The sequence below is a fragment of the Acinetobacter zhairuonensis genome (genome assembly GCF_022601715.1).
In the GTDB taxonomy this organism is placed as follows: Bacteria; Pseudomonadota; Gammaproteobacteria; order Pseudomonadales; family Moraxellaceae; genus Acinetobacter.
Map to the genome: position 1 here is coordinate 1 of NZ_JAKVIM010000003.1, position 22,892 is coordinate 22,892.

Sequence of the window (22,892 nt, forward strand, 5' to 3'; positions counted from 1 at the left end):
GGTCTGGCTGACGATACTACGCAAGTGAATCCAAATGGTGGTGCGATTGCGATTGGTCATCCACTGGGTGCATCGGGCGCACGTTTAGTGACCACAGCTCTGAACCAGTTAGAACAAACCGGTGGCACCTATGCCCTATGTTCAATGTGTATTGGGGTCGGTCAAGGGATTGCGCTGATTATTCAGCGGGTTTAATCGGATTAGCAAAGCAGAATAGGGAAAGACCATCATGAGCCAGTTATACGCCAGCTTATTTTACCAAAATGAAGTGACTGAAATTTTCAGTGATCGCGCTTTGGTGTCTTACATGATTCAAGCTGAAGTCGCGTTGGCGAAAGCCCAAGCTCAAGTCGGTGTCATTCCAGAATCTGCTGCAACAGCAATCTCAGACACTGCAGCAACTGCTCTCGATCAGATTGATTTTGATGCTTTGGCTGTCGCAACAGGTTTGGCGGGCAATATTGCAATTCCATTTGTGAAGCAGTTGACAGCAATTTCAAAACAAACAGATGAAGATGCTGCCCGTTATATTCACTGGGGTGCAACCAGTCAGGACATTCTGGATACCGCATGTATTTTGCAATGTCGCGCAGCAATGACACATGTTGAGGCTTTAATTCAACAATGTTATCGCGCAGCTTTGACTCAAGCAGAACAGTATCGTGCACAAGTCATGATTGGTCGTACTTGGTTGCAGCAAGGTTTGCCGATTACGTTGGGTCATAAATTAGCGCGCTGGGCTTCGGCATTTCATCGTGATTTAGTGCGTATTGAAGCCATGAAAACGCGTGTGTTTACTGCTCAATTGGGTGGTGCAGTCGGTTCATTGGCATCTTTACAGCATCAAGGCACAGCAGTGGTTCAGGCATTTGCAGCACAGTTACAACTTTCAGTTCCAAGCTGTACTTGGCATGGCGAGCGTGACCGTATTGTCGAAGTGGCGAGTGTTATCGCGATGGTAACAGGGAGCTTGGGCAAAATGGCACGTGATTGGTCGTTGATGATGCAAACAGAAATTGCAGAAATCTTTGAACCCACTGCAAAAGGTCGTGGTGGTTCATCAACCATGCCACACAAGCGTAATCCAGTTGCAGCGGCATCTGTATTGGCAGCAGCGAACCGTGTACCTGTGTTGATGTCGAGCTTGTACCAAAGCATGGTGCAGGAGCATGAGCGCAGCTTGGGTGCTTGGCATGCAGAATGGCTCGCCATTCCTGAGATTTTCCAACTGTGTGCAGGTGCTTTAGAGCGCACATTGGATGTATTGCAGGGCATGGAAGTTAATGCTGAGAACATGCAGCGTAATTTGGAATGTACCCAAGGCTTAATTATGGCAGAAGCTGTAATGATGGCATTGGCACCACACATGGGTCGTTTACAGGCGCACCATGTAGTGGAAGCTGCGTGTAAAACCGCTGTTGCAAAAGGTGTGCATTTAAAAGATGAGATTGCGGAATTGGATCAAGTTAAAGACTTGTTTAGCGCAGCTCAGATTTCAGAAATTTTTAAACCCGAATCTTATCTTGGCAATATTCAAGACCAGATTGATGCGGTGTTGCAGGAAGCAAAAGGAGAGGCAAAGTGAATATTACAATGACCAATCGTCAGGGCAAATGTTTGGCTGTATATGTTAGCGGTCAAGAAAATGCGCCTGCGATTGTATTTTCAAATTCACTCGGCACAGACAAGGGCATGTGGCAACCTCAAGTTGCAGCATTTGAACAGCATTTTAAAGTTGTAACTTATGACACACGTGGTCATGGGCATAGCGATGTGATTGAGCAGACCACTGTACAAAATCTTGCTGAAGATGTGATTGATATCCTCGATGGTTTGAACATTGAAAAAGCACATTTTTGTGGAATTTCCATGGGCGGTATGACCGCTTTGTGGTTGGGTATTCATCACGCAGATCGTTTTCATAGCATTACGGTTGCCAATTCAGCAGCCAAAATTTGGACTGCGGAAGGTTGGAATGCACGTGCTGATGCGGTAACAGCGAATGGTATTGCGGACTTGGTGAAGACTACGCATACCCGTTGGTTCAGCGAACAGTTTGATTATCAACATGATGCTTTGGCGCAACGTACGATCCAGTCTTTAGCAACAACCCCAGCACTGGGCTATGCTGAATCTTGCCGTGCATTGGCACAAGCCGATTTGAGCAACGAGATTCAGAATATTAACATTCCAACTTTAGTAATTGCAGGGGCTTTGGATCCTGTAACGACAGTTGATGATGGCATTTTCATGCAACAACAGATTCAAAATAGTGAATTGGCGGTGATTGACGCATCGCATCTTTCCAATATTGAACAACCTGAGCTGTTTAATCAAACCCTCAGTCAATTCATTGGTTCGATTCAATAGTTTAAGGATTTAAAAAGGACTTTCAGCCTAAGGAGGCAGGTATGGCGTCTCAGGAATACGCTACTCAAAAAACGAGTATAGACGCACAGGCACTGATTAATGAAGCACCACTTAGCAAGTATCAGTGGCTTATCGCAATTGTATGTTTTTTAATTGTTTTTGTTGATGGTATTGATACTGCGGCAATGGGTTTTATTGCGCCAGCCTTAGCACAAGACTGGGGTATTGACCGTTCACAACTGGGTCCAGTCATGAGTGCTGCATTAGGCGGCATGATTATTGGGGCTCTGGTGTCTGGTCCAACTGCTGACCGTTTTGGTCGTAAAGTGGTTTTAAGTGTTTCCATGCTAATTTTTGGTGGTTTCACGCTAGCATCTGCTTATGCTCCTGATTTAGATACTTTGGTTGTTTTACGCTTTTTAACGGGTATTGGCTTGGGTGCGGCAATGCCGAACGCAACCACTTTATTTTCTGAGTATTGCCCAAAACGTTCGCGTTCATTACTCGTGACCTGCATGTTCTGCGGTTACAACTTGGGTATGGCAACAGGCGGATTTATCAGTAGTTGGCTCATTCCGAATTTTGGATGGCATAGCCTGTTTTTACTTGGCGGTTGGTCACCTTTAATTCTCATGTTTTTGGTGATTTTCTTCTTACCTGAGTCGTACCGTTTCTTGATTGTTAAAGGTCGTGATAACGCTAAAGTTCATCAAATTTTATCGCGTATTGCACCTGCACAAGTTCAGGGTGTGACCGAGTTTCATGTACCTGAAGAACAGATTGCAGGGACGGAAAAGAAAGGCGTATTTGGCATGCTGTTCTCTAAGCAATATGTCAAGGGTACCGCTTTACTTTGGTTAACCTACTTCATGGGCTTGGTGATGATCTATCTACTCACCAGCTGGCTACCAACCTTAATGCGTGAGACAGGTGCTTCAATGGAGCGTGCAGCATTTATTGGTGGTTTATTCCAATTTGGTGGGGTACTCAGTGCCTTATTCATTGGCTGGGCGATGGACCGTTTCAACCCGAATCGCATTATTTCTGGCTTCTATTTAGTTGCAGGTTTGTTTGTAGTTGCTGTGGGACAAAGTCTAGCCAACCCAACATTGCTTGCAATTTTAGTCCTCTGCGCAGGTGTTGCAATGAATGGTGCGCAATCTGCTATGCCAGCGCTAAGTGCACGTTTTTACCCAACCCAATGCCGTGCAACAGGTGTGGCGTGGATGACTGGAATCGGTCGTTTTGGTGCGGTGTTTGGTGCTTGGATCGGTGCGGTATTACTAGGTAATGACTGGTCATTTACAGCAATTTTGAGCTTACTCATGATTCCAGCAACCGCAGCAGCTGTCGCAATTTTTGTTAAATCACTTGTTGCTCATACTGATGCAACTTAATTGAGGTTTCTCTGATGAATGATGAACAACGTTATGAACAAGGGATCAAAGTCCGAACTGAAGTGCTAGGCGAAAAGCATGTCAATCGTTCAATTGAGAACCTGAATGATTTTAACGAAGATTTTCAAAACTTTATTAGCCGTTTTGCATGGGGTGAAGTGTGGTCTAGACCAGGTCTACCACGCCACACCCGTAGTCTAGTCACCATTGCCATTTTGTTGGCATTGGGGCGGGAAGATGAACTGCGTATGCATTTACGCGCATGTTTTAACAATGGCGTGACCAAGGATGACTTAAAAGAGTTGATCTTGCACAGCTCATTGTATGCGGGTTTACCTGCAGCAAACGCAGCCATGCATATGGCAGAAGAGGTTTTTGCGGATTTGGGCATTGCGCCGAAAAAGTTAAACCAAGAACAAACGAACCAAGAGTAATGGAACAAGATTAAGAGGGACTTCAAATGTCGCAACTTATTTTAGGTGCATATGCACAACGTAATACCGATGATCATCCGCCAGCATATACACCAACTTATAAAACCAGTGTATTGCGTTCGCCTAAAAATGCGTTGATCTCAATTGCAGAAACTTTGACTGAAGTGACAGCACCACATTTTAGTGCGGATCAATTTGGTCCTAAAGATAACGATTTGATTTTGAACTATGCCAAAGAAGGTTTGCCAATTGGTGAACGTATTATTGTGCATGGTTATGTGCGTGATCAGTTTGGTCGCCCTGTGAAAAATGCCTTGCTCGAAGTTTGGCAAGCGAATGCATCAGGTCGTTATCGCCATCCAAATGACCAGTTTATTGGTGCGATGGATCCGAACTTTGGTGGTTGTGGTCGTATGATGACCGATGCCAATGGCTATTTTGTGTTCCGTACCATTAAACCAGGTCCTTACCCTTGGCGTAACCGTATTAATGAATGGCGTCCTGCGCACATCCATTTCTCTTTAATTGCGGATGGTTGGGCACAACGCTTAATTTCTCAGTTCTATTTTGAAGGCGATACGCTCATTGATTCGTGTCCGATTATTAAAACCATTCCTTCGGAAGAACAACGTCGTGCATTGATTGCTTTAGAAGACAAGAGCAACTTCATTGAAGCAGACAGTCGTTGTTACCGCTTTGACATCACGTTACGTGGTCGTCGTGCGACTTATTTCGAAAATGATTTGACTTAATTTAGGGAGAACAACATGAACAATTGGAATTTTCAAGAATTGCATGAAACTCCATCTCAAACAGGTGGGCCATACGTACACATTGGTTTATTACCAAAACAAGCCAACATTGAAGTATTTGAAAATAACTTCAACAACCAATTGGTGAAAGAGAACACTTTGGGCGAGCGTATTCGCTTGGAAGGTCAAGTCTTTGATGGTTTAGGTTTACCGCTACGTGATGTATTGGTTGAGATTTGGCAAGCCGATGCCAATGGCATTTACCCAAGTGCTGCGGACTGCCAAGGTAAACAAGCTGATCCAAACTTCCTTGGTTGGGGACGTACGGGTGCAGATTTCGATACAGGTTTCTGGAGCTTCGATACCATCAAACCGGGCGCAGTTCCAGGTCGTAAGGGCACAACTCAAGCACCGCATATTGCACTGATCATTTTCGCACGTGGTATCAACATCGGGTTGAACACTCGTGTCTATTTTGAAGATGAAGCAGAAGCCAATGCGCAAGATCCAGTATTGAAAGGCATTGAGTGGGCGCCACGTCGTCAAACCTTAGTTGCAAAACGCGAAGAACGTGATGGTGAAGTGGTATACCGCTTTGACATTCGCATTCAAGGCGAAGATGAAACGGTCTTTTTCGATATCTAAACTCCTGAAGGTATAGTGCAAGATGTCTTGCACTAGCCTAATAGATAAAAGTTTATACGTGGTGACTCCATGTCCCATTGCATGAATCCCACGTATGTTTGCGGCTGATGATGAAGTCAGGCAATAGTTTGAAAATACAAGGAACTGTAATGATTACGATCAAAAAGTTAGCGATGCAATTATGCTTAAGCACTGCTATTTTAGCAGCAATGCCAGCGACATTTGCGGCTGAAGTGGCTCAATCTAAGGCACAACACTATGTAGTGAAAAACGTCAATATTGGCGATTTACCTGTTAAAACCATCGTACCAATTACTGCAAAAACTGCGGAACAAGCGATTGCACAGGCGAAAGTGATTGCCAGCAATCCTGATGCAGACTTAGCAGAATTCCGCATTGATTTACTCGAATTTTCTGCTGATAACAAGAAAGTGATTGCTTTGGGTCAGCAGTTGAATCAGATCCTGAAAGATAAACCCTTGATTGCGACCATTCGTACCCATAACGAAGGTGGGAAAATGACGGTTTCCGATCAAGATTATGAAAAAATTTATCGTGAGTATTTGAAAGCACCATTTATGCAGTTACTGGATATCGAAATGTTCCGTGATGCAAAAATTGTTGAGAAATTAACCAAGTTGGCACATGATAAACATGTGTTAGTGATTATGTCGAATCACGATTTTAATAAAACGCCAGAACAACAAGAAATTGAAAACCGTTTGCTCAAACAAGACCAAATGGGTGCAGACATCCTGAAAATTGCGGTAATGCCGAAATCTAAACAAGATGTGATGACTTTGATGAATGCAACTCTCGCAGTGAGTGAAAAAAGTAAAAAACCATTACTCACCATGTCGATGGGGCAACTTGGCACAATTTCCCGTATTGCAACTGCCAATATGGGCGGAAGTCTAAGTTTTGGAATGATTGGTGAGGCTTCAGCGCCTGGTCAAATTGATGTGACCCAACTCAAACAGTTCCTTAAAACTGTTCAGCCTACACCTTAAGACTTCCAGATATAAAAGGATTTGATTATGAAATCATCAACTTTACGTTTAACGACTTTGGCTTTGGGCCTAGTGGCTTCAGGTTTAGCCAGTGCAGAAACTTATGTGGTTGATCGTTATCAGGACGATAGTGCAAAAGGTTCATTACGTTGGGCAATTGAACAATCCAATGCCAATGCTGCACAAGAAAATGAGATTCAGATTCAGGCAGTCGGAAAAGCCCCTTATGTGATTAAGCTGAATCAAGCTTTACCGCCAATCAAATCTTCAGTGAAAATTATTGGTACCCAGTGGGACAAAACCGGTGAGTTTATTGCCATTGATGGTTCAAACTACATCAAAGGTGAAGGTGCGAAAGCCTGTCCAGGTGCAAATCCTGAACAGTATGGTACCAATGTTCGTACCATGACTTTACCGGGTCTTGTTTTACAAGATGTGAATGGCGTGACTTTAAAAGGACTCGATATCCACCGTTTCTGTATCGGTGTCCTGATTAACCGTTCGAGCAACAACCTCATTCAGCATAACCGTATCAGTAATAACTACGGTGGTTCAGGCGTGATGTTGACTGGTGATGATGGTAAAGGTAATCCAACTTCAACCACCACCAATAACAACAAAGTTTTAAATAACTTGTTTGTGGACAATGGTGATGGTCTAGAGCTGACTCGTGGTGCCGCATTTAACCTTGTTGCCAATAACCTATTTACTTCAACCAAAGCCAATCCAGAGCCATCTCAAGGGATTGAAATTCTTTGGGGAAATGACAACGCTGTAGTGGGTAACAAATTTGAAAACTATTCTGATGGTTTGCAAATTAACTGGGGTAAACGTAATTACGTTGCCTATAACGAGCTGATCAACAACTCGATTGGCTTTAACTTAACTGGTGATGGCAACATCTTTGACAGCAATAAAGTTCACGGTAACCGTTTAGGAATTGCCGTGCGTTCTGAAAAAGATGCCAATGCTCGTACGACTTTGACCAAAAACCTCATCTGGAACAATGGTAAAGACATTAAGCGTTGTGAAGCTGGTGGTTCATGTGTACCAGATCAACGTTTAGGTGCCATCGTGTTTGCTGTACCAGCACTAGAACATGCAGGTTTCGTTGGTTCTCGTGGGGGCGGTGTGGTCATTGAAGATGCCAAACTTCAAAAGACTTGCACGCAGCCAAATCAAGAAGGTTGTAATGCTAAGCCAAACCAAAATATCCAAGCTCCGCGTTTAAGCTATAGCAAAGGACAAATTACAGCGACAGTCCAAGGGCAACCAAATCAGCGTTATCACGTTGAATTCTTTGCCAACCGTCAAGCGAATGGTCAAGAAGCTGAACAGTACTTAGGTGCGCAAGTGGTAACAACAAATGCACAAGGTCAAGGTCAAGCAACTTGGAAAGCACTGAGTGGTGCAGCAAGTGTGACAGCCAATGTGACTGATCATTTGGGTGCTACTTCAGAGCTTAGCCCAGCCGTTCGTGTTAAGTAATAAAAACTGCATGGAAAGCTCACTTGGGTTGAGCTTTCCTCATAAAAAAGGATGTTTGGTATGCAACAACTATTAAAACTTGGCACATTATCTTTGGCACTTTTGACTTGCCAACTGGCTTCAGCAAATGAATTTTATTCGGCTGATCGACAATGGTTGTTTGGGGACTGGAACGGAGAGCGTAAGCAACTCGAAGACCAAGGTTATAAGTTTACAGTTGCAATTATGAGTCAGGCGGCAACCAATCTTGATGGTGGTTATAACGATGACAATACTTTGGAAAATGCTGGGCAACTGACCTTAGGTGCCAATTTTGACTTAAACAAAATTGCGGGCTGGGAAAATACCACAGCAGGTTTAATGATTACCAAACGTGATGGTAACTCATTAACTTTAGAGCGTATCAAAGATCCGCGAGCGAGTACTTTAGGCAATACCCAAGAAATTTACGGACGTGGAAAAATCTGGCGTTTAACCCAAGCATGGATCAAAACTGGATTTGATGATAACAAAGTCCAATTCAAGATTGGTCGTATGGGCATGTCAGATGACTTTAACAGCTCACAATGTGAATTCCAGAACTTACTACTTTGCGGTGGTCAGTTAGGTAAATCGATTGGTTCAATTTGGTACAACTGGCCTGTCGGGGTTTGGGGGAGCAACCTGAAGTATCAATTTGCACCTGCATGGTCACTCGGTTTGGGTGTGTATGAAGTCAACCCAGACAATGTCAAAACACAATCCAACAGTGATGGCTTTAACCTCGATATGAACAATGTTGAGGGAGCAACGATTCCTTTAGAGTTGGCTTGGAAACCTAAGCTAGCTGCATTTAATCGTTTGCCAGGTGAATATAAAGTCGGTGCGTTGTATTCCACGGCTGAAGCAAAAGATATTCGCAGTGGTCAAATGCAAGATGGCAAATACAGTTTCTGGCTGAATGCTCAGCAACAACTCACGCAACACGGTACCGATCCGAAGCGTGGTTTATACATTAGCTTTAATGGCGTCGTGAATGATAAAGCCACGACTTCAGTGGAAAGTACACAACAACTGGCACTTTGGTACAAAGGTCCATTTGATAGCCGTCCGAACGACTCGATTGGTCTAGGCTTTGCAAATTACGTGGTCAATGATCGCGTCACAGATAAACAAATTGCCACCAATGAAGGTCGTGGTTATTACAGTTACGATGCCATTGCCAGTGACTATGTGCCAATTCAACACGATGAGCTGAATGTCGAGCTGAACTATACCTACCAATGGTCTCCAGCGGTCATGCTTAGACCGAACCTGCAATACATCTACCAACCGACAGGGGTGAAAGAAGTAGAGGATGCTTGGGTGGCTGGTTTGAGCATGAAAGTTAATTTTTAACAGCACTTAAATTAAAAAATGATTAAAATATAAGCATTAGTGCTGTTCAGTTTAAACACTTTGGTCGTGACTTTCGCAACACCTAGTTGCGGAAGCACGAGAATTTATTCGTGATGATAAATGATACTCAAAGGAGAGAGGGAGTGATCATTTAAACCCACGGCACTTGGAGTAAGATGTATGTCTGACACTCAAACTAAGCCAAAACCCATATTTAAAATATGGTGCTTTATCCTTGGCTTGGCCTTATTGTTAACAGGCCTATTTTATTTAATTGGTGGCGGAAAGCTCATCAGTTTAGGTGGTTCTTGGTACTTCTTTATTGCAGGCTTGGTGACCATCGTTTCAGCGATTTTCATTTTTAGAAGAAAAGCCCTCGGGGTTGGATTATTCAGTTTAGTCTTTATTGGTACTGTCATTTGGGCATTGATTGATACTGGCTTGGAATTCTGGCCACTACATTCACGCCTGATGTTCCCAGCAGGCTTATTTGCTGCAGTACTATTTACTCTGCCTTCAATTCGTAAATACCAGCAACAAACAGCAATGAACGCACCTGCCTATATCGTAGGTGGCTTAACTGTTTTGGGTATGTTGGGTGGTATGTACGGCATGTTCATTCCACATCCAACAGTTGAAGCATCAGGTCAGGAATTACCACTTGTACCTGTTGAACCCAATAAACAACAGGTGAATTGGGATCATTACGGTAGTGATGCAGGCGGTAGCCGTTTCGCTGCGTTAGATCAAATTAACCGTAATAACGTATCCAAGTTAAAAGAAGCTTGGCGTTACCAAACGGGCGATATGACCACCGGTTCAGGTAATGGTGCAGAAGATCAAATGACACCATTACAGGTTGGCAACAAAGTATTTTTGTGTACCCCGCATAACAACATTATTGCGTTAGATGCAGACTCTGGTAAGCAAATCTGGAAAGCTGAAGTCAATTCTAAAGCCGATGCATGGGAACGTTGCCGTGGTGTAGCTTATTTTGATTCGACCCAAGCATTGGTTCAGCCTACCTTGGCAGGTGCGACTGCAGTGACTGCTGTAGCGTCTAACACAGCTTGTCCACGTCGTGTCTATACCAACACACCTGATGGTCGTTTAATTGCAGTCAATGCCGATACAGGCGAACGCTGTAAAGACTTCGGTGTTGATGGTACGGTGAATTTGCTTGAAGGTTTAGGTGATGGTACCAAAGCGCCACGCTTTGAGGTCACTTCAGCTCCAACCATCGCTGGTACTTCAATTGTGATTGGTAGCCGTATTGCCGATAACGTTGCTGCAGATATGCCTGGCGGTGTAATTCGTGCCTACGATGTCATTACAGGTCAGTTGCGTTGGGCATTCGATCCGCGTAACCCAGATCCAAACTATGTATTAAAACCAGGTGAAACCTATAAGCGTAGTTCGGCGAACTCATGGGCTGCGATGTCGTATGACCCACAAATGAATACTGTGTTCTTACCGATGGGTAGTTCATCTGTAGACCTTTGGGGTGCAAACCGTCAACCTTTGGATCATAAATACAATACTTCGGTATTGGCATTGGATGCGACCACAGGTAAAGAAAAGTGGGTTTATCAAACTGTTCATAATGACTTATGGGACTTTGATTTACCAATGCAACCAAGCTTAGTTGATTTCCCATTGAAAGATGGTTCGACCAAACCTGCTGTGGTGATTGGTACTAAGTCTGGTCAGTTCTTTGTACTTGATCGTGTAACGGGTAAACCATTGACTAAAGTCATTGAGCAACCAGTGAAAGCAGCAGATATTCCAGATGAACAATACAGTTTGACTCAACCACGTTCGATTGAAATGCCACAAATTGGTAATCAAACGTTAACTGAATCTGACATGTGGGGTGCAACACCATTCGATCAATTGATGTGTCGTATTAGCTTCAAATCAATGCGTTATGAAGGTTTGTTTACTGCACCAGGGACCGATGTATCATTGAGCTTCCCAGGTTCGCTCGGTGGTATGAACTGGGGTTCAATCGCATTTGATCCAACCCATCGCTATATGTTTGTGAATGACATGCGTTTAGGGCTTTGGATTCAGTTGATTAAACAAACCCCTGAAGATTTGGCCATTCAAGCCAATGGTGGTGAAAAAGTGAATACAGGTATGGGTGCCGTTCCAATGAAGGACACACCATACAAAGTCAACAAAAATCGCTTCTGGTCTGCGTTAAGTATTCCGTGTCAAAAACCACCATTCGGTACCATGACTGCAATTGACATGAAAACTCGTCAAATTGCGTGGCAGGTTCCATTGGGTACTGTAGAAGATACAGGTCCCATGGGCATTAAAATGGGCTTAAAAGCACCAATTGGTATGCCTACCATTGGTGGTCCAATGGCGACACAAGGTGGCTTAGTCTTCTTCGCTGCAACACAGGATTACTACTTACGTGCCTTTAATTCTTCAAATGGTGAAGAATTATGGAAAGCACGCTTGCCTGTGGGTAGTCAGGGTACACCAATCAGCTACATTTCACCTAAAACAGGCAAACAATATGTCGTCGTTTCTGCTGGTGGTGCACGTCAGTCACCAGATCATGGCGATTATGTGATTGCTTATAGCCTAGGTGAATAATAGATAAGCGTATAGGGAAAGCCCTTCTGTACTAGAGGGGCTTTTTTTCACTCCACCAAGATGATAAGAAAAGGATATCTTGTGAGATTACTCAATATGACTCCATTTCCCTTTCAATATGCATTATTGACTGCTGTAATATTGCAGTCGATGGCATTGCATGCTCAAGACACAACAGCATACCAACAACTTCCAGTCATTAAAGTTCAAGCAGTTCGCGCTGAAAGCGATCTGTTACAGACATCCGCTTCTATACAGAAAATTCAAGCTCCTCAGGCGCAAGATAACGCGAATGTGAATATCTCTGAGCTGTTACAAGGTGTAGCAGGCTTACAAATTAATAATCGTGAAAATTACGCGCAAGATTTGCAAATCTCGATGCGAGGTTTTGGCGCACGTTCCACATTTGGTGTACGTGGCATACGCCTCTATGTCGATGGTATTCCTGCCACCATGCCTGATGGTCAGGGGCAAAGCTCGAATATCGATTTAGATAGCTTAGACAATATTGAAGTTTTGACAGGTCCATTTTCTGCCATTTATGGCAACTCATCGGGTGGCACAATTTTAACCCAAACCAAAGAAGGTCAAGGTCAAGATTCCATTCAAGTTGGTTTTAATGCAGGTAGCCACCACAAGCAGCAGGCAAACATCCAATTGCAAGGTGGCTCAGACCAAGCCAATCAACCTGCTTATGTGATTAGTTCATCCTATTTCGAAACTGATGGTTTCCGCGATCATAGTGCAGCGCAAAAAGTGTTGAACAATGCCAAACTGACTTGGAATTTGGAGGATGGCAGCAAAATTAATTGGCTCATGAACCGTACCAAAATTGAGGCAGATGATCCTCAAGGTTTAAGACGTGAACAATGGAAAGCCAATCCGAAACAGGTCAATGACAGTAGCAATACTTACGATGTGCGTAAAAGTATTGATCAGACCCAGACAGGACTGACGTGGACCAAACCGCTGAATGATCAGAACGAACTCTATGCGATGTTCTATTTGGGTAATCGTCAAGTGGTGCAATATCAGTCTATTCCGAGTAGTGCACAAAAAAATCCTCGTCATGCAGGTGGCGTGATTGATTTTGATCGAGACTACTACGGTACGGATTTACGTTGGACAGGCAAAGAATTGTTGCCGAATACAACCTTCATCGCTGGTTTAGCATTCGATCAAATGCGAGAAGATCGTCAGGGGTATGAAAACTTTGATTCGTCTGGGCGTTATGGTGTGAAAGGCTCGCTACGTCGTGATGAAATCAATACCTTATGGAATCTGGATCCCTACCTCCAAGCCAAGTGGCAGTTTTTACCACAGTGGCATTTAGATGCAGGCTTACGCTATAGCAATGTCCATTATGAATCTGAGGATCATTACATCACCTCAGCAAATGGCGATGATAGTGGTAACACCGACTACCAAAAGTTACTACCAACCGTTGCTTTAGGTTGGGATATATTGCCTGAACTTTATGCTTATGCCAGTTATGGTAAAGGGTTTGAAACTCCGACCTTTACCGAGATGGCTTATCCTACGGTGGGAACTTCAGGTATTAACTTTAATTTAAAACCAGCGACCAGTGATACTGCTGAATTTGGATTAAAATCACAAAACCCATTTGGACTGTTTACTTTTGCCGTATTCCATACCGAAACCAAAGATGACATCGTTCCTGATGATGCCAATGGCGGACGTAGTACCTTCCGTAATGCGGAACAAACCTTACGTGAAGGCTTAGAACTATCGTGGCAAAAGCAACTCTGGCAAGCGCTGAATATTCGCACCAGTTATAGCTATTTAGATGCGACCTTTGATGCCGATATTCCTGCCACGACGACCAAACCTCTGATTGAGAAAGGGACCTATATTCCAGGTATAGCTAAAAATCAGGCGTTTGCAAGTTTGGCATGGCAACCTGAACAAGGTTTTCAAGCAGGACTAGAAGCACGCTATATGGATAAAATCTATGTTGATGATATCAACTCTGATACAGCGCCAAGTTATACCGTTGTAGCGGCAAATGTTGGCTATTTATGGGTGAATCAAGACTGGAAAATCAATACTTATGCACGTGTCGATAATTTGTTTGACCGTAACTATGTCGGTTCAGTGATTGTGAATGATGGTAATAGTCGTTTCTTTGAACCTGCCGATGGACGTAATTTTAGTGTGGGCATGAGTGTAAACAAAACCTTTTAACCGAAATTCATGTAACTAAAAAAGGGGCTGAATCGCCCCTTTTTTATGATTGAAAATCTTTCATGGGGCAGATACTCGTTTTTTTATCACAAATTTGCTTAAATACGCCTCGAAAAATAACAAACAGACACTAGGCTTTATATGAATAAATTTGCCAATACTTTGGTTTTTGCAACATTGTGTAGCAGTATGCTTTTAACGGGTTGTGATTTCTTTAAAGGAAAGAAAGACAGCGCAGAAGCAGAACAGGCAGTTCCCGTCGTCAATGAATGGGACTGTAGCAATGAGGCAAAATTGAAAGAGATGAAGAAAGCACTACAGCAAGATTATCTGAAAAAACTAGATAAAGCTTTACGTGATTCAAATTACTATCAGGCAGATAAAAACCTAGCTGATACCATTACTCAGAATATTCAATTTGAAGTGAAAAGCATTACCACAGTGACTGAACAACCAGACACGTCTAAACAATTAGAATGCCGTAGTGAGCTAATTGTGAAAATGCCGAAAGGGTTGCAGCAACGTGCTGAAAATGCATATAAAACCGAAGAATGTGATTGTGATCGCTATGACACCTTGAATGATTTACTTGAAAGTGAAGCATATGGTTTGAGCTTGCAGAAAGACCAACTTAAAGGATCATTTAATTATCAGTTGATTAAAACCGATAAAGAAGGTAATCAACTCCAGTTACCCAAAGAAAATAAAGTGTTAGATGGTTTAGTTTATATCACTGAAAAAGCGGTATTACTTGCTGCTTATGAAGAAGAGAATCAACATTATGAAAATATGCGAGATACGCAAGAACAAAAATATACTGAACAACAAGAATTGGCACAGAAATCTATGGATATCCGTCAAAAAGAGCTGAATACCGATCAAGCAAAGGTGGTGGAGCGTTTGAATCAAACTTGGGATAACTTCACCAGTGAGCAAAAAGTGCAGTTGCAACAAGACCAGTCCGATTGGTTTGAAAAGCGTGATGTAGATTGTAAAGTGCTTGCACAAACGAGCGTTTATAATATTCCTGAAAAAGATCGTGAAACCTATCAACAGCATCACGATTATTGGGATGAGCAAATGAAAGCACAAAATCAGGACATGCAATACACCAAATGTTTTAATCAAAAAACTTCTGAGCGTATCGTTTATCTGAATAATGTTTTTAATTGATCAGAAACTACTTTGAAATGGAAAGGACGAATTGATTCGTCCTTTTTTTATTGGCATGCTTGCAGCAGAAATGAAGAGTAAGAACAGACATGCGAATTAGTTTTATTGGTGCAGGCCGTGTTGCCTACCATTTGGCATCCGTTTTGAAGCAGCAACATCAAATCGTACAGGTTTATAGTCGGACTTGGGAAAAAACACAGCGTTTAGCTGCACATGTGGTAGCACAAGCGTGTCCATCGCTTAGCGAGTTAAATCCAGAGATTGATCTGTTGATTCTTGCGGTGAGTGATCAATCCATTGCTACTGTGATTGCAGAAGTCGCACCGTTATTGCCAAATGTGCTGATTGTACATACTTCGGGTAGCACCGATCTACAGCGATTGCAGCAACATCATCCACGTTCAGGTGTGTTTTATCCTTTACAGACTTTTAGCTTGGAGCGCGAACTTGACTGGAAGCAAACGCCACTCTTTGTGGAGGCAGCAATTGAAGAAGATCAACAGTGTTTATTGCAACTAGCACAACAGCTCAGTGAACGTGTCTATGCCTATAGTTCGCAGCAACGTTTAAGTCTACATTTGGCAGCTGTGTTTGCTTGTAATTTTACCAATTACTGTTATGACATGAGTAAGCAAATTGTCGATCAGACACAGGTAGATTTTAGCTTACTCTATCCATTGATTTTGGAAACAGCGGCTAAAGCCACGCAGAATGATCCTAAAATCATGCAGACAGGACCTGCGGTACGCGGTGATGTGAATATTTTACAGATGCATCAGTCGATATTGGCGGATTTGCAACGACCAGATTTAGCTGAAGTGTATGCCTTAATTAGTCAGCAGATTATGCAGCGACATCAAGCATAATAATTAGCTTGAGGAAAGAGAAGGGAATCTCAAGCATGCATTAGATCATGCTTGAGAAAAATTTACTAAGATGAATTACTTAATTTTCTTGAAAATAAAGTCATTAATTTTGTGACCAGCTTCCAAACCACGACGTTCAAATTTAGTTTGTGGACGCCATTCAGGACGCGGGTAGCTATTGCCTTTGCCTGCCAGATTTTCCAGATTGGGACGGTTGTCTAATACATCAAGCATCCACTCTGCATACGGTTCCCAATCCGTTGCTGCGTGGAATGTTCCACCCATTTCCAGCTTCTGCTCAACCAGTGGCATACGGTCATGTGAAACGAAACGACGCTTAAAGTGACGCTTTTTCTGCCAAGGGTCAGGGAAATACAATTGCACGCAGTTGATGCTGTTGTCGGGCATTTCACGTAACACTTGAATTGCATCGGCATCTAAAACACGTAAGTTTTTCAGTTCAGCCATGCCTGCTTCATATACGCACTGCGCGATACCAGGAATGTGAACTTCAATCCCGACAAAGTTGCGTTCTGGATTGGCTTTTGCCATAAGCACCAGTGAGCGGCCCATACCAAAGCCGATTTCAACCGTCAGTGGACGCTCAGGATGTTCAAAATGCTGACGCAAATCACCGACTGGATATTCCAAAATTAAGTGACCATATTGTTCAAGCGCAGTACGTTGAGAAGTATTCAGCGGAGCAGAGCGACGCATATACGTCACAATTTCACGATGCTCATTCAAGTTGTCTAGCTCGACGACTTGCGGTTCTAATAGATCGGTTGACATAACTTTGGCAAATGTAAAAATTCGAAAGCGGTATTTTAAATCCTGAGACTGGCAAGTCAAATTTTTTACCCATATTTCGGTAATTAAATTGTTTTTGAGTTTGTCAGCGTGAATCTCATCCTACAGTACTTGGCTTGAATGAGAGTCTTGAGTGTTGTCCACTACAAAATAAAAAAGAGCTGGATAACCAGCTCTTTCAATGCATCACCAATTTTACAGTGGATTATAGCGATCAATCAAAGTGCTACTGGCTTCATTTAAACCGACCACTTCAATGTCAATGCCTTGATCTCGAAACTTTTGCACGACAGTATTCAGCATATTCACCGAAGTAATATCCCAGACATGCGCATGGGTTAAATCAAGAATGACACGCTTGGCAGAAGTCGAAAAATCAAAGAATTGATAGAATTTTTCTGCACTGCTAAAGAAGATCTGTCCTGAAATTTGATATTGCAGCGTTTCAGTATTCAGTTGCTGAGCTTGCACCTTCACTTCACTTTCCAGTTTGTTCACAAGGAACAGGGCAGACAGACAGACTCCGACAAATACACCGAGAGCTAGATTGTGCGTCGCCAATACAATCACCACCACACTCAGCATCACGATATTACTTTGTTTCGGATGTTTACTAAACTGCTTGACCGAATCCCAGTTAAAAGTGGTAAAGGACACCATAATCATAATCGCAACCAGTGCTGCCATTGGAATATACGCCAGCCAGTCTTTTAAAAACACCACCAGACACAGCAAGAATACACCTGCGACAAGGGTAGAGAGTCGTGTACGTGCGCCAGAACTGACATTAATAATCGATTGACCAATCATAGCACAGCCAGCCATACCGCCCATAAAACCACTGACAATATTGGCATAACCTTGACCACGACATTCTTTATGGCGATCACCTTCTGTACCTGTTGCTTCATTCACAATGGTGGTGGTCATCATGGTTTCGAGTAAGCCAACGGTGGCTAGAGTGATGGCATAAGGGAAGATGATTTTTAAGGTTTCAAGATTCAGTGGAATATCTGGAATTAAAAATACAGGTAGCGTATCTGGGAATTGCCCCAAATCACTGACTGTACGCATGTCTGCACCAAAAACCAGTGCCACTAAGCTCAGTAAAATGATACAGACCAGTGGGGCAGGCAGCAATTTTCCAATTTTAGGGATATAAGGGAATAGATAGACAATCACCAAGCCTAATGCGACAAAGCCGTAGCCAATATAGTCCATTTTTTGTATTTCAGGGATTTGCGCCACAAAAATTAAAATGGCTAAGGCATTCACAAAACCATAGACCACAGACTGAGAAACAAAGCGCATCAGTTTCGCGACTTTAAAATAGCCTGCAATAATCTGAATCAAACCTGTCAAAACGGTGGTTGCAAACAGGTACTGTAGCCCGTGATCTTTCACGAGGGTAATCATCAATAACGCCATTGCACCTGTTGCCGCAGAAATCATGGCAGGGCGCCCACCAAAAAAAGCAATACTGACGGCTATACAGAAAGAAGCATATAAACCCACTTGAGGGTCAACACCCGCAATAGCGGAAAAGGCGATAGATTCGGGAATAAGGGCTAAACCCACGACAATACCCGCAAGTACATCAGTACGAATATTTGATAACCATTCTGATCTTTTAAGGCTAATCACTACTACATTTCATTAAATTTAAAGAATGTGTATGTTAAAACATCTAACAATAAAAAAGCACACGAGATTGTCTTGAAAAATTGTAAAAATTGAACAATATTCAAGAAGTACTATTTATAGGTCGTTACGCTTTTTTGCAATTTACAGGTCTGAACGCTTGAAAGTTTGTTTGAAGGCATTTAAAAAATTAAAGAGTTAGATAACAAGGATTATATATGAAGCTTTATTATTCCCCAGGTGCATCTTCATTAGCATCGCATATTATTCTAAATGAAATTAATGTCGATTTTGATCTGGTTCGTGTAGACCTAAAAAACCATAAAACAGAAAAAGGTGAAGATTATTATGCAATTAACCCGAAAGGTTATGTACCAGCACTGGAAATTAATCCAGGTTTAATTCTCACTGAAAATGTTGCAATTTTACCTTTTCTGGCACAACACGATCCAAAACAGGACTTGATTCCACCATCAGGTTTAGGTCGTGCCAAAGTATTAGAATGGTTGGGTTATTTGAATTCTGAATTACATGATGCCTATGCAGTATTATTTTGTGGACCGTTGTCAGAAGAGGCTAAAGCCAAAGCCTATGCAGAAATTGATCGATTATTGACACATATTGATCAAGCTATTGCTGAATCGGATCATGATTATTTAGTGGATGATAATTTTGGACCTGCAGATGCTTACTTATTCGTGCTAACAAACTGGTCAAACTACATTCATCATGATTTAACGCCGTATAAGAATATTATCGCAATTCGCAATAAAGTGGCTGAACGTCAGTCTGTACAAATGGCGATGCGTGATGAAGGCTTAATTCCTTAATGTATGAAATCTAAGTCTTAATTCTACGTTTAAAAAATGCCTCATCAAGAGGCATTTTTTTATTGGTATTCCGTATATTCACTAAAATCGATGTCTTGTAGTGTAAATTGGTACTTATTTTTAAGAGAGCTCCAATGAACTTTTACAGGTTGCGAAGTGTCTGAAAATTCATTTTTACCAGTGGTGGTTTTCACTTTGCCTGTTGAAAAATTAATGCTCTTCTCGGTGATGTCGCCTGAAGCACGATGAAAATCATTGCTATCGAAACCAATCAAGCTAAAGTTATTATTTTGAAAGCGGAAAGTATAGCTGTTATTGGTGACGTACCATGAGCCGCAGCTTAACCAATAATGTAGGTTTATTTTCAGTAGTCCTTTCGTTATGGCAATGCCTCCATCTTCTAATGGGTCTGCAAGGCAAGGGGATTCTTCATCATTCTCAGTTGGAAGAGAGTCATTTTCAGTAATCAGTTGATAACCCTGCGCTGTATGAAATAACACTAACAGTTTTCTTGGATTTAGATTTAAGCGCTCACTGCCTAAACCTTCATGGCTTTTGATATTGTTTGGATCATTCTGCTGAATAATGAATGCAGTATCTGCTTTACCATCACGGTTTAAATCTCCAGTGACTGTTTCTAAAACTGTCCAGCCTTGGGGGATAAACTTGGTATAAGCTGATTTGTCTGAGGCCGCTAAGGTAACTGTGCTGAAACTGATTAAAGTCAGTGTAAGTATTGTTTTTAGCATGTGATTCATCGTCTTATTATAAGAAAAGTTTAAAAGAAAAATGGATTCCGAAGAATCCATTTTAGTCATTATTTATTTGAAGAAATAACCTGTTTCAGGAGAGCTTGCATTCGCCATGCGCTTACGTGGCATACGCCCCGCAAGGAAGGCTTCACGTCCTGCTTCAACGGCTTTCTTCATCGCAGAAGCCATTAAAATTGGATTTTGTGCAGCAGCAATTGCCGTATTCATCAGCACGCCGTCACAGCCGAGTTCCATCGCAATCGCAGCATCACTAGCCGTACCCACACCAGCGTCTACCAACACTGGAACTTTGGCATTTTCTTTAATAATTGAAATGGTATGTGGGTTTAAAATACCTAAACCTGAACCAATCAAACTGCCTAAAGGCATAATCGCTACACAGCCCATGCTTTCCAACTCTTGCGCCACAATTGGGTCATCCGAGGTGTAAACCATAATCTCAAAGCCATCATCAATCAGGGTGCGTGCAGCTTTTAAGGTTTCGGTAATGTTTGGATAAAGTGTTTTCTCATCACCCAATACTTCCAGTTTCACCAGGTTGTGACCATCTAAGAGTTCACGCGCCAACATACAGGTACGGATTGCACTGTTTGCATCAAAGCAGCCAGCTGTATTTGGTAAAATGGTGTATTTTTCAGGTGGAATAACTGAAAGTAAATTTGGCTGATCAGGGTGCTGTCCGATGTTGACACGACGAATCGCCACCGTGACAATTTCAGCACCACTGGCTTGAATGGCTAAGTCAGTTTCGTTTAAATCTTTATATTTCCCCGTGCCCACTAACAGACGTGAGTGAAATGTTCTTGAACCTACAATAAGAGGGGTATCTTCCATGGGAGCTCCGAATTAGCCGCCACCAACGGCATGAATAATTTCAATGCGATCTTGATCACAAATGGGGGTTTGCTCGAGTTTAGATTTAGAAATAATCATTTCATTTTGTTCGACGGCAAAGCGTTTGCCTTCCAGTTCTAATTCTTGAACCAGGTGTAAAAGATTCAGGCAAGAAGTCTCTTTCGCTTCACCATTTAGAAAAATTTGCATGTTTTAATTCCCAACAATCTGCGACTTTATTTGGCGTATTTATAAGCATTCCAAGCCAGAACTAGCCACCCAGCAATCATAAGCGCACCGCCAATGGGTGTAATGGCACCTAAGCCGCGAGGTAAACCCAAAGCCATGACATACAAAGAACCGCAAAAGAAGAAAATTCCAATTTGAATGAGGGCGAAACTCACTTTAATTGGAAGTTGAGGAACTACTTTTGCCAAAATGGCGAGCGCCAATAAGCCCAATGCATGATAGAAAAAATAATCTGTTGCAGTCTGCCACCAAGCTAATTGGGCTTCGGTTGCACGGGCTTTTAAACCATGAGCACCAAAAGCGCCTAACATGACAGCAATTGCTAAATTAAGTGCAGAGATTGCGATCCACATAAGCCATGATGACCTGAACAAATTTGCGCATAACCTTAGCATATTCTGCGTAAGGTAAAAAAGCGAAATGTGACATTGTTCAAAGCGTTCATACAAAAAGGGCACAACATAGAAGTTGTGCCCTTTAAGGTTCGAAAGAATTTAGTTGGATGACATTGCAACTTTAATTTTTTCCATGGCATTTTTTTCTAACTGACGAATACGTTCAGCCGAAACATTATATTCTGCAGCTAATTCATGCAGGGTGGACTTGTCATCATCTAACCAGCGGCGTTGCAAGATATTGCGTGAACGATCATCTAGCTGCTCCATGGCTTCATGTAAAGCCGAGGTGCTTTGTTCCTCGTAGTCTTCATTTTCAACCAAGCGTGCAGGGTCGTAGCGATTATCTTCTAAGTACAACGCAGGCGCGACATGTGTTGAACCCTCATCGTCATCATCCCCTTGTGCTTCAAAAGCTGCATCATAAGCCGTTAAGCGACCTTCCATTTCAATAACTTGTTCAGGGGTCACATTCAAGTCATTAGCAATTGACTTTGCTTCTTCGAGCGTCAGCTTTTTGCTAGATTTTTTTAGGCTACGCAAATTAAAGAATAATTTACGTTGTGCTTTTGTGGTCGCAATTTTGACAATACGCCAGTTGCGAATTACGTATTCATGAATTTCAGCTTTAATCCAGTGCACTGCAAAGGAAACCAAACGTACACCCATATTCGGGTCAAAACGTTTTACGGCTTTCATTAAGCCAAGGTTACCTTCCTGAATGAGATCACCTTGTGGTAAACCATAACCTGCATAACTACGTGCAATATGTACCACGAAACGTAAATGCGACATGACCAGCATTTTAGCGGCATCAAGGTCTTGGTCGTAGTAGTAACGTTCAGCCAACTCTTTTTCTTGTTCGGCTGTTAAAATTGGAATCTGATTGACAGTACTAATATATGCCCCAAGGTTTACACCTGGTGCAGATAATGACAGGGGCATCAATTGATTGCTGCTGTCACTCATAGGTACTCCTTATAAAATTGGACATTGATGTTCCACTACCTTTCATCTTAATGCCAATACGCTC

Annotated in this window: 21 protein-coding genes and 1 pseudogene; 15 read left to right on the top strand and 7 right to left on the bottom strand. The window is 42.4% G+C overall.

Translation table 11 applies throughout. The annotated features are described in order from the left end of the window. From MKI85_RS03040 to MKI85_RS03105, 14 genes and pseudogenes are all read left to right on the top strand, one after another. Positions 1–195: pseudogene (locus MKI85_RS03040) on the top strand (acetyl-CoA C-acyltransferase); the annotation flags it as partial. Positions 196–229: 34 nt separating this feature from the next. Beyond that, positions 230–1,585 carry a 3-carboxy-cis,cis-muconate cycloisomerase gene (gene pcaB / locus MKI85_RS03045; RefSeq protein WP_241624867.1) on the top strand — a complete coding sequence of 452 codons (1,356 nt, stop codon included), beginning with the start codon at positions 230–232 and terminating at the stop codon, positions 1,583–1,585. Further along, positions 1,582–2,370, top strand: coding sequence for a 3-oxoadipate enol-lactonase (pcaD, locus tag MKI85_RS03050; RefSeq protein ID WP_241624869.1), 789 nt, complete (start codon positions 1,582–1,584; stop codon positions 2,368–2,370). The genes pcaB and pcaD overlap by 4 nt, the downstream gene beginning before the upstream one ends. Before the next feature lie 41 nt (positions 2,371–2,411). Further along, positions 2,412–3,767, top strand: coding sequence for an MFS transporter (locus MKI85_RS03055; RefSeq protein ID WP_241624872.1), 1,356 nt, complete (start codon positions 2,412–2,414; stop codon positions 3,765–3,767). Between the two features lie 14 nt (positions 3,768–3,781). Next, positions 3,782–4,201 (top strand): 4-carboxymuconolactone decarboxylase, encoded by a 420-nt coding sequence (pcaC, locus tag MKI85_RS03060; RefSeq protein WP_241624874.1) that lies wholly within the window; start codon positions 3,782–3,784, stop codon positions 4,199–4,201. 26 nt (positions 4,202–4,227) lie between these two features. Further along, positions 4,228–4,953 carry a protocatechuate 3,4-dioxygenase subunit beta gene (pcaH, locus tag MKI85_RS03065; RefSeq protein WP_241624876.1) on the top strand — a complete coding sequence of 242 codons (726 nt, stop codon included), beginning with the start codon at positions 4,228–4,230 and terminating at the stop codon, positions 4,951–4,953. 15 nt (positions 4,954–4,968) lie between these two features. Then, positions 4,969–5,598, top strand: a complete 630-nt coding sequence (gene pcaG / locus MKI85_RS03070) for a protocatechuate 3,4-dioxygenase subunit alpha (protein WP_241624878.1) — start codon at positions 4,969–4,971, stop codon at positions 5,596–5,598. Between the two features lie 149 nt (positions 5,599–5,747). After that, positions 5,748–6,608 carry a type I 3-dehydroquinate dehydratase gene (aroD, locus tag MKI85_RS03075; protein ID WP_241624880.1) on the top strand — a complete coding sequence of 287 codons (861 nt, stop codon included), beginning with the start codon at positions 5,748–5,750 and terminating at the stop codon, positions 6,606–6,608. Between the two features lie 27 nt (positions 6,609–6,635). After that, positions 6,636–8,096 (top strand): NosD domain-containing protein, encoded by a 1,461-nt coding sequence (locus MKI85_RS03080; RefSeq protein ID WP_241624882.1) that lies wholly within the window; start codon positions 6,636–6,638, stop codon positions 8,094–8,096. Positions 8,097–8,156: 60 nt separating this feature from the next. Further along, positions 8,157–9,473, top strand: coding sequence for a carbohydrate porin (locus MKI85_RS03085; protein WP_241624884.1), 1,317 nt, complete (start codon positions 8,157–8,159; stop codon positions 9,471–9,473). Positions 9,474–9,653: 180 nt separating this feature from the next. Continuing rightward, a complete protein-coding gene (locus tag MKI85_RS03090) occupies positions 9,654–12,083 on the top strand; it encodes a glucose/quinate/shikimate family membrane-bound PQQ-dependent dehydrogenase (RefSeq protein ID WP_241624887.1) in 2,430 nt (809 codons plus the stop codon). Positions 12,084–12,179: 96 nt separating this feature from the next. After that, positions 12,180–14,288 carry a TonB-dependent receptor gene (locus MKI85_RS03095; RefSeq protein ID WP_241624889.1) on the top strand — a complete coding sequence of 703 codons (2,109 nt, stop codon included), beginning with the start codon at positions 12,180–12,182 and terminating at the stop codon, positions 14,286–14,288. Between the two features lie 141 nt (positions 14,289–14,429). Continuing rightward, a complete protein-coding gene (locus tag MKI85_RS03100; protein WP_241624891.1) occupies positions 14,430–15,461 on the top strand; it encodes a DUF1311 domain-containing protein in 1,032 nt (343 codons plus the stop codon). Between the two features lie 89 nt (positions 15,462–15,550). Beyond that, on the top strand, positions 15,551–16,327 hold the full coding sequence (locus MKI85_RS03105; protein WP_241624893.1) for a Rossmann-like and DUF2520 domain-containing protein: 777 nt from the start codon (positions 15,551–15,553) through the stop codon (positions 16,325–16,327). Between the two features lie 75 nt (positions 16,328–16,402). Here MKI85_RS03105 and trmB read toward each other — a convergent pair whose 3' ends face one another. Together trmB and MKI85_RS03115 are read right to left on the bottom strand one after the other, a co-directional pair. Continuing rightward, positions 16,403–17,119 carry a tRNA (guanosine(46)-N7)-methyltransferase TrmB gene (gene trmB, locus MKI85_RS03110; RefSeq protein ID WP_100243162.1) on the bottom strand — a complete coding sequence of 239 codons (717 nt, stop codon included), beginning with the start codon at positions 17,117–17,119 and terminating at the stop codon, positions 16,403–16,405. Positions 17,120–17,332: 213 nt separating this feature from the next. Continuing rightward, complete coding sequence (locus MKI85_RS03115; RefSeq protein WP_241624895.1) at positions 17,333–18,781, bottom strand: SulP family inorganic anion transporter; 1,449 nt, start codon at positions 18,779–18,781, stop codon at positions 17,333–17,335. A gap of 215 nt (positions 18,782–18,996) precedes the next feature. Here MKI85_RS03115 and MKI85_RS03120 point away from each other — a divergent pair, with 215 nt between their 5' ends. Next, on the top strand, positions 18,997–19,608 hold the full coding sequence (locus MKI85_RS03120) for a glutathione S-transferase N-terminal domain-containing protein (RefSeq protein ID WP_241624897.1): 612 nt from the start codon (positions 18,997–18,999) through the stop codon (positions 19,606–19,608). A gap of 59 nt (positions 19,609–19,667) precedes the next feature. On the opposite strand, the gene MKI85_RS03125 is transcribed toward MKI85_RS03120, so the two are convergent. The 5 genes from MKI85_RS03125 to rpoH all read right to left on the bottom strand — a co-directional run bounded on the left by MKI85_RS03125 (position 19,668) and on the right by rpoH (position 22,828). Beyond that, positions 19,668–20,357 carry a hypothetical protein gene (locus MKI85_RS03125; RefSeq protein ID WP_241624898.1) on the bottom strand — a complete coding sequence of 230 codons (690 nt, stop codon included), beginning with the start codon at positions 20,355–20,357 and terminating at the stop codon, positions 19,668–19,670. 72 nt (positions 20,358–20,429) lie between these two features. Beyond that, the gene (locus tag MKI85_RS03130) at positions 20,430–21,215 is read right to left on the bottom strand and encodes a thiazole synthase (protein WP_100243144.1); all 786 of its coding nucleotides are present in this window, start codon (positions 21,213–21,215) and stop codon (positions 20,430–20,432) included. 12 nt (positions 21,216–21,227) lie between these two features. After that, a complete protein-coding gene (gene thiS / locus MKI85_RS03135; protein ID WP_241624900.1) occupies positions 21,228–21,425 on the bottom strand; it encodes a sulfur carrier protein ThiS in 198 nt (65 codons plus the stop codon). Between the two features lie 26 nt (positions 21,426–21,451). After that, positions 21,452–21,817 (bottom strand): DUF423 domain-containing protein, encoded by a 366-nt coding sequence (locus MKI85_RS03140; protein ID WP_241624902.1) that lies wholly within the window; start codon positions 21,815–21,817, stop codon positions 21,452–21,454. Positions 21,818–21,958: 141 nt separating this feature from the next. Continuing rightward, entirely contained in the window at positions 21,959–22,828 is an 870-nt protein-coding gene (gene rpoH / locus MKI85_RS03145) for an RNA polymerase sigma factor RpoH (protein WP_241624904.1), read from the bottom strand. Positions 22,829–22,892: the final 64 nt, after the last annotated feature.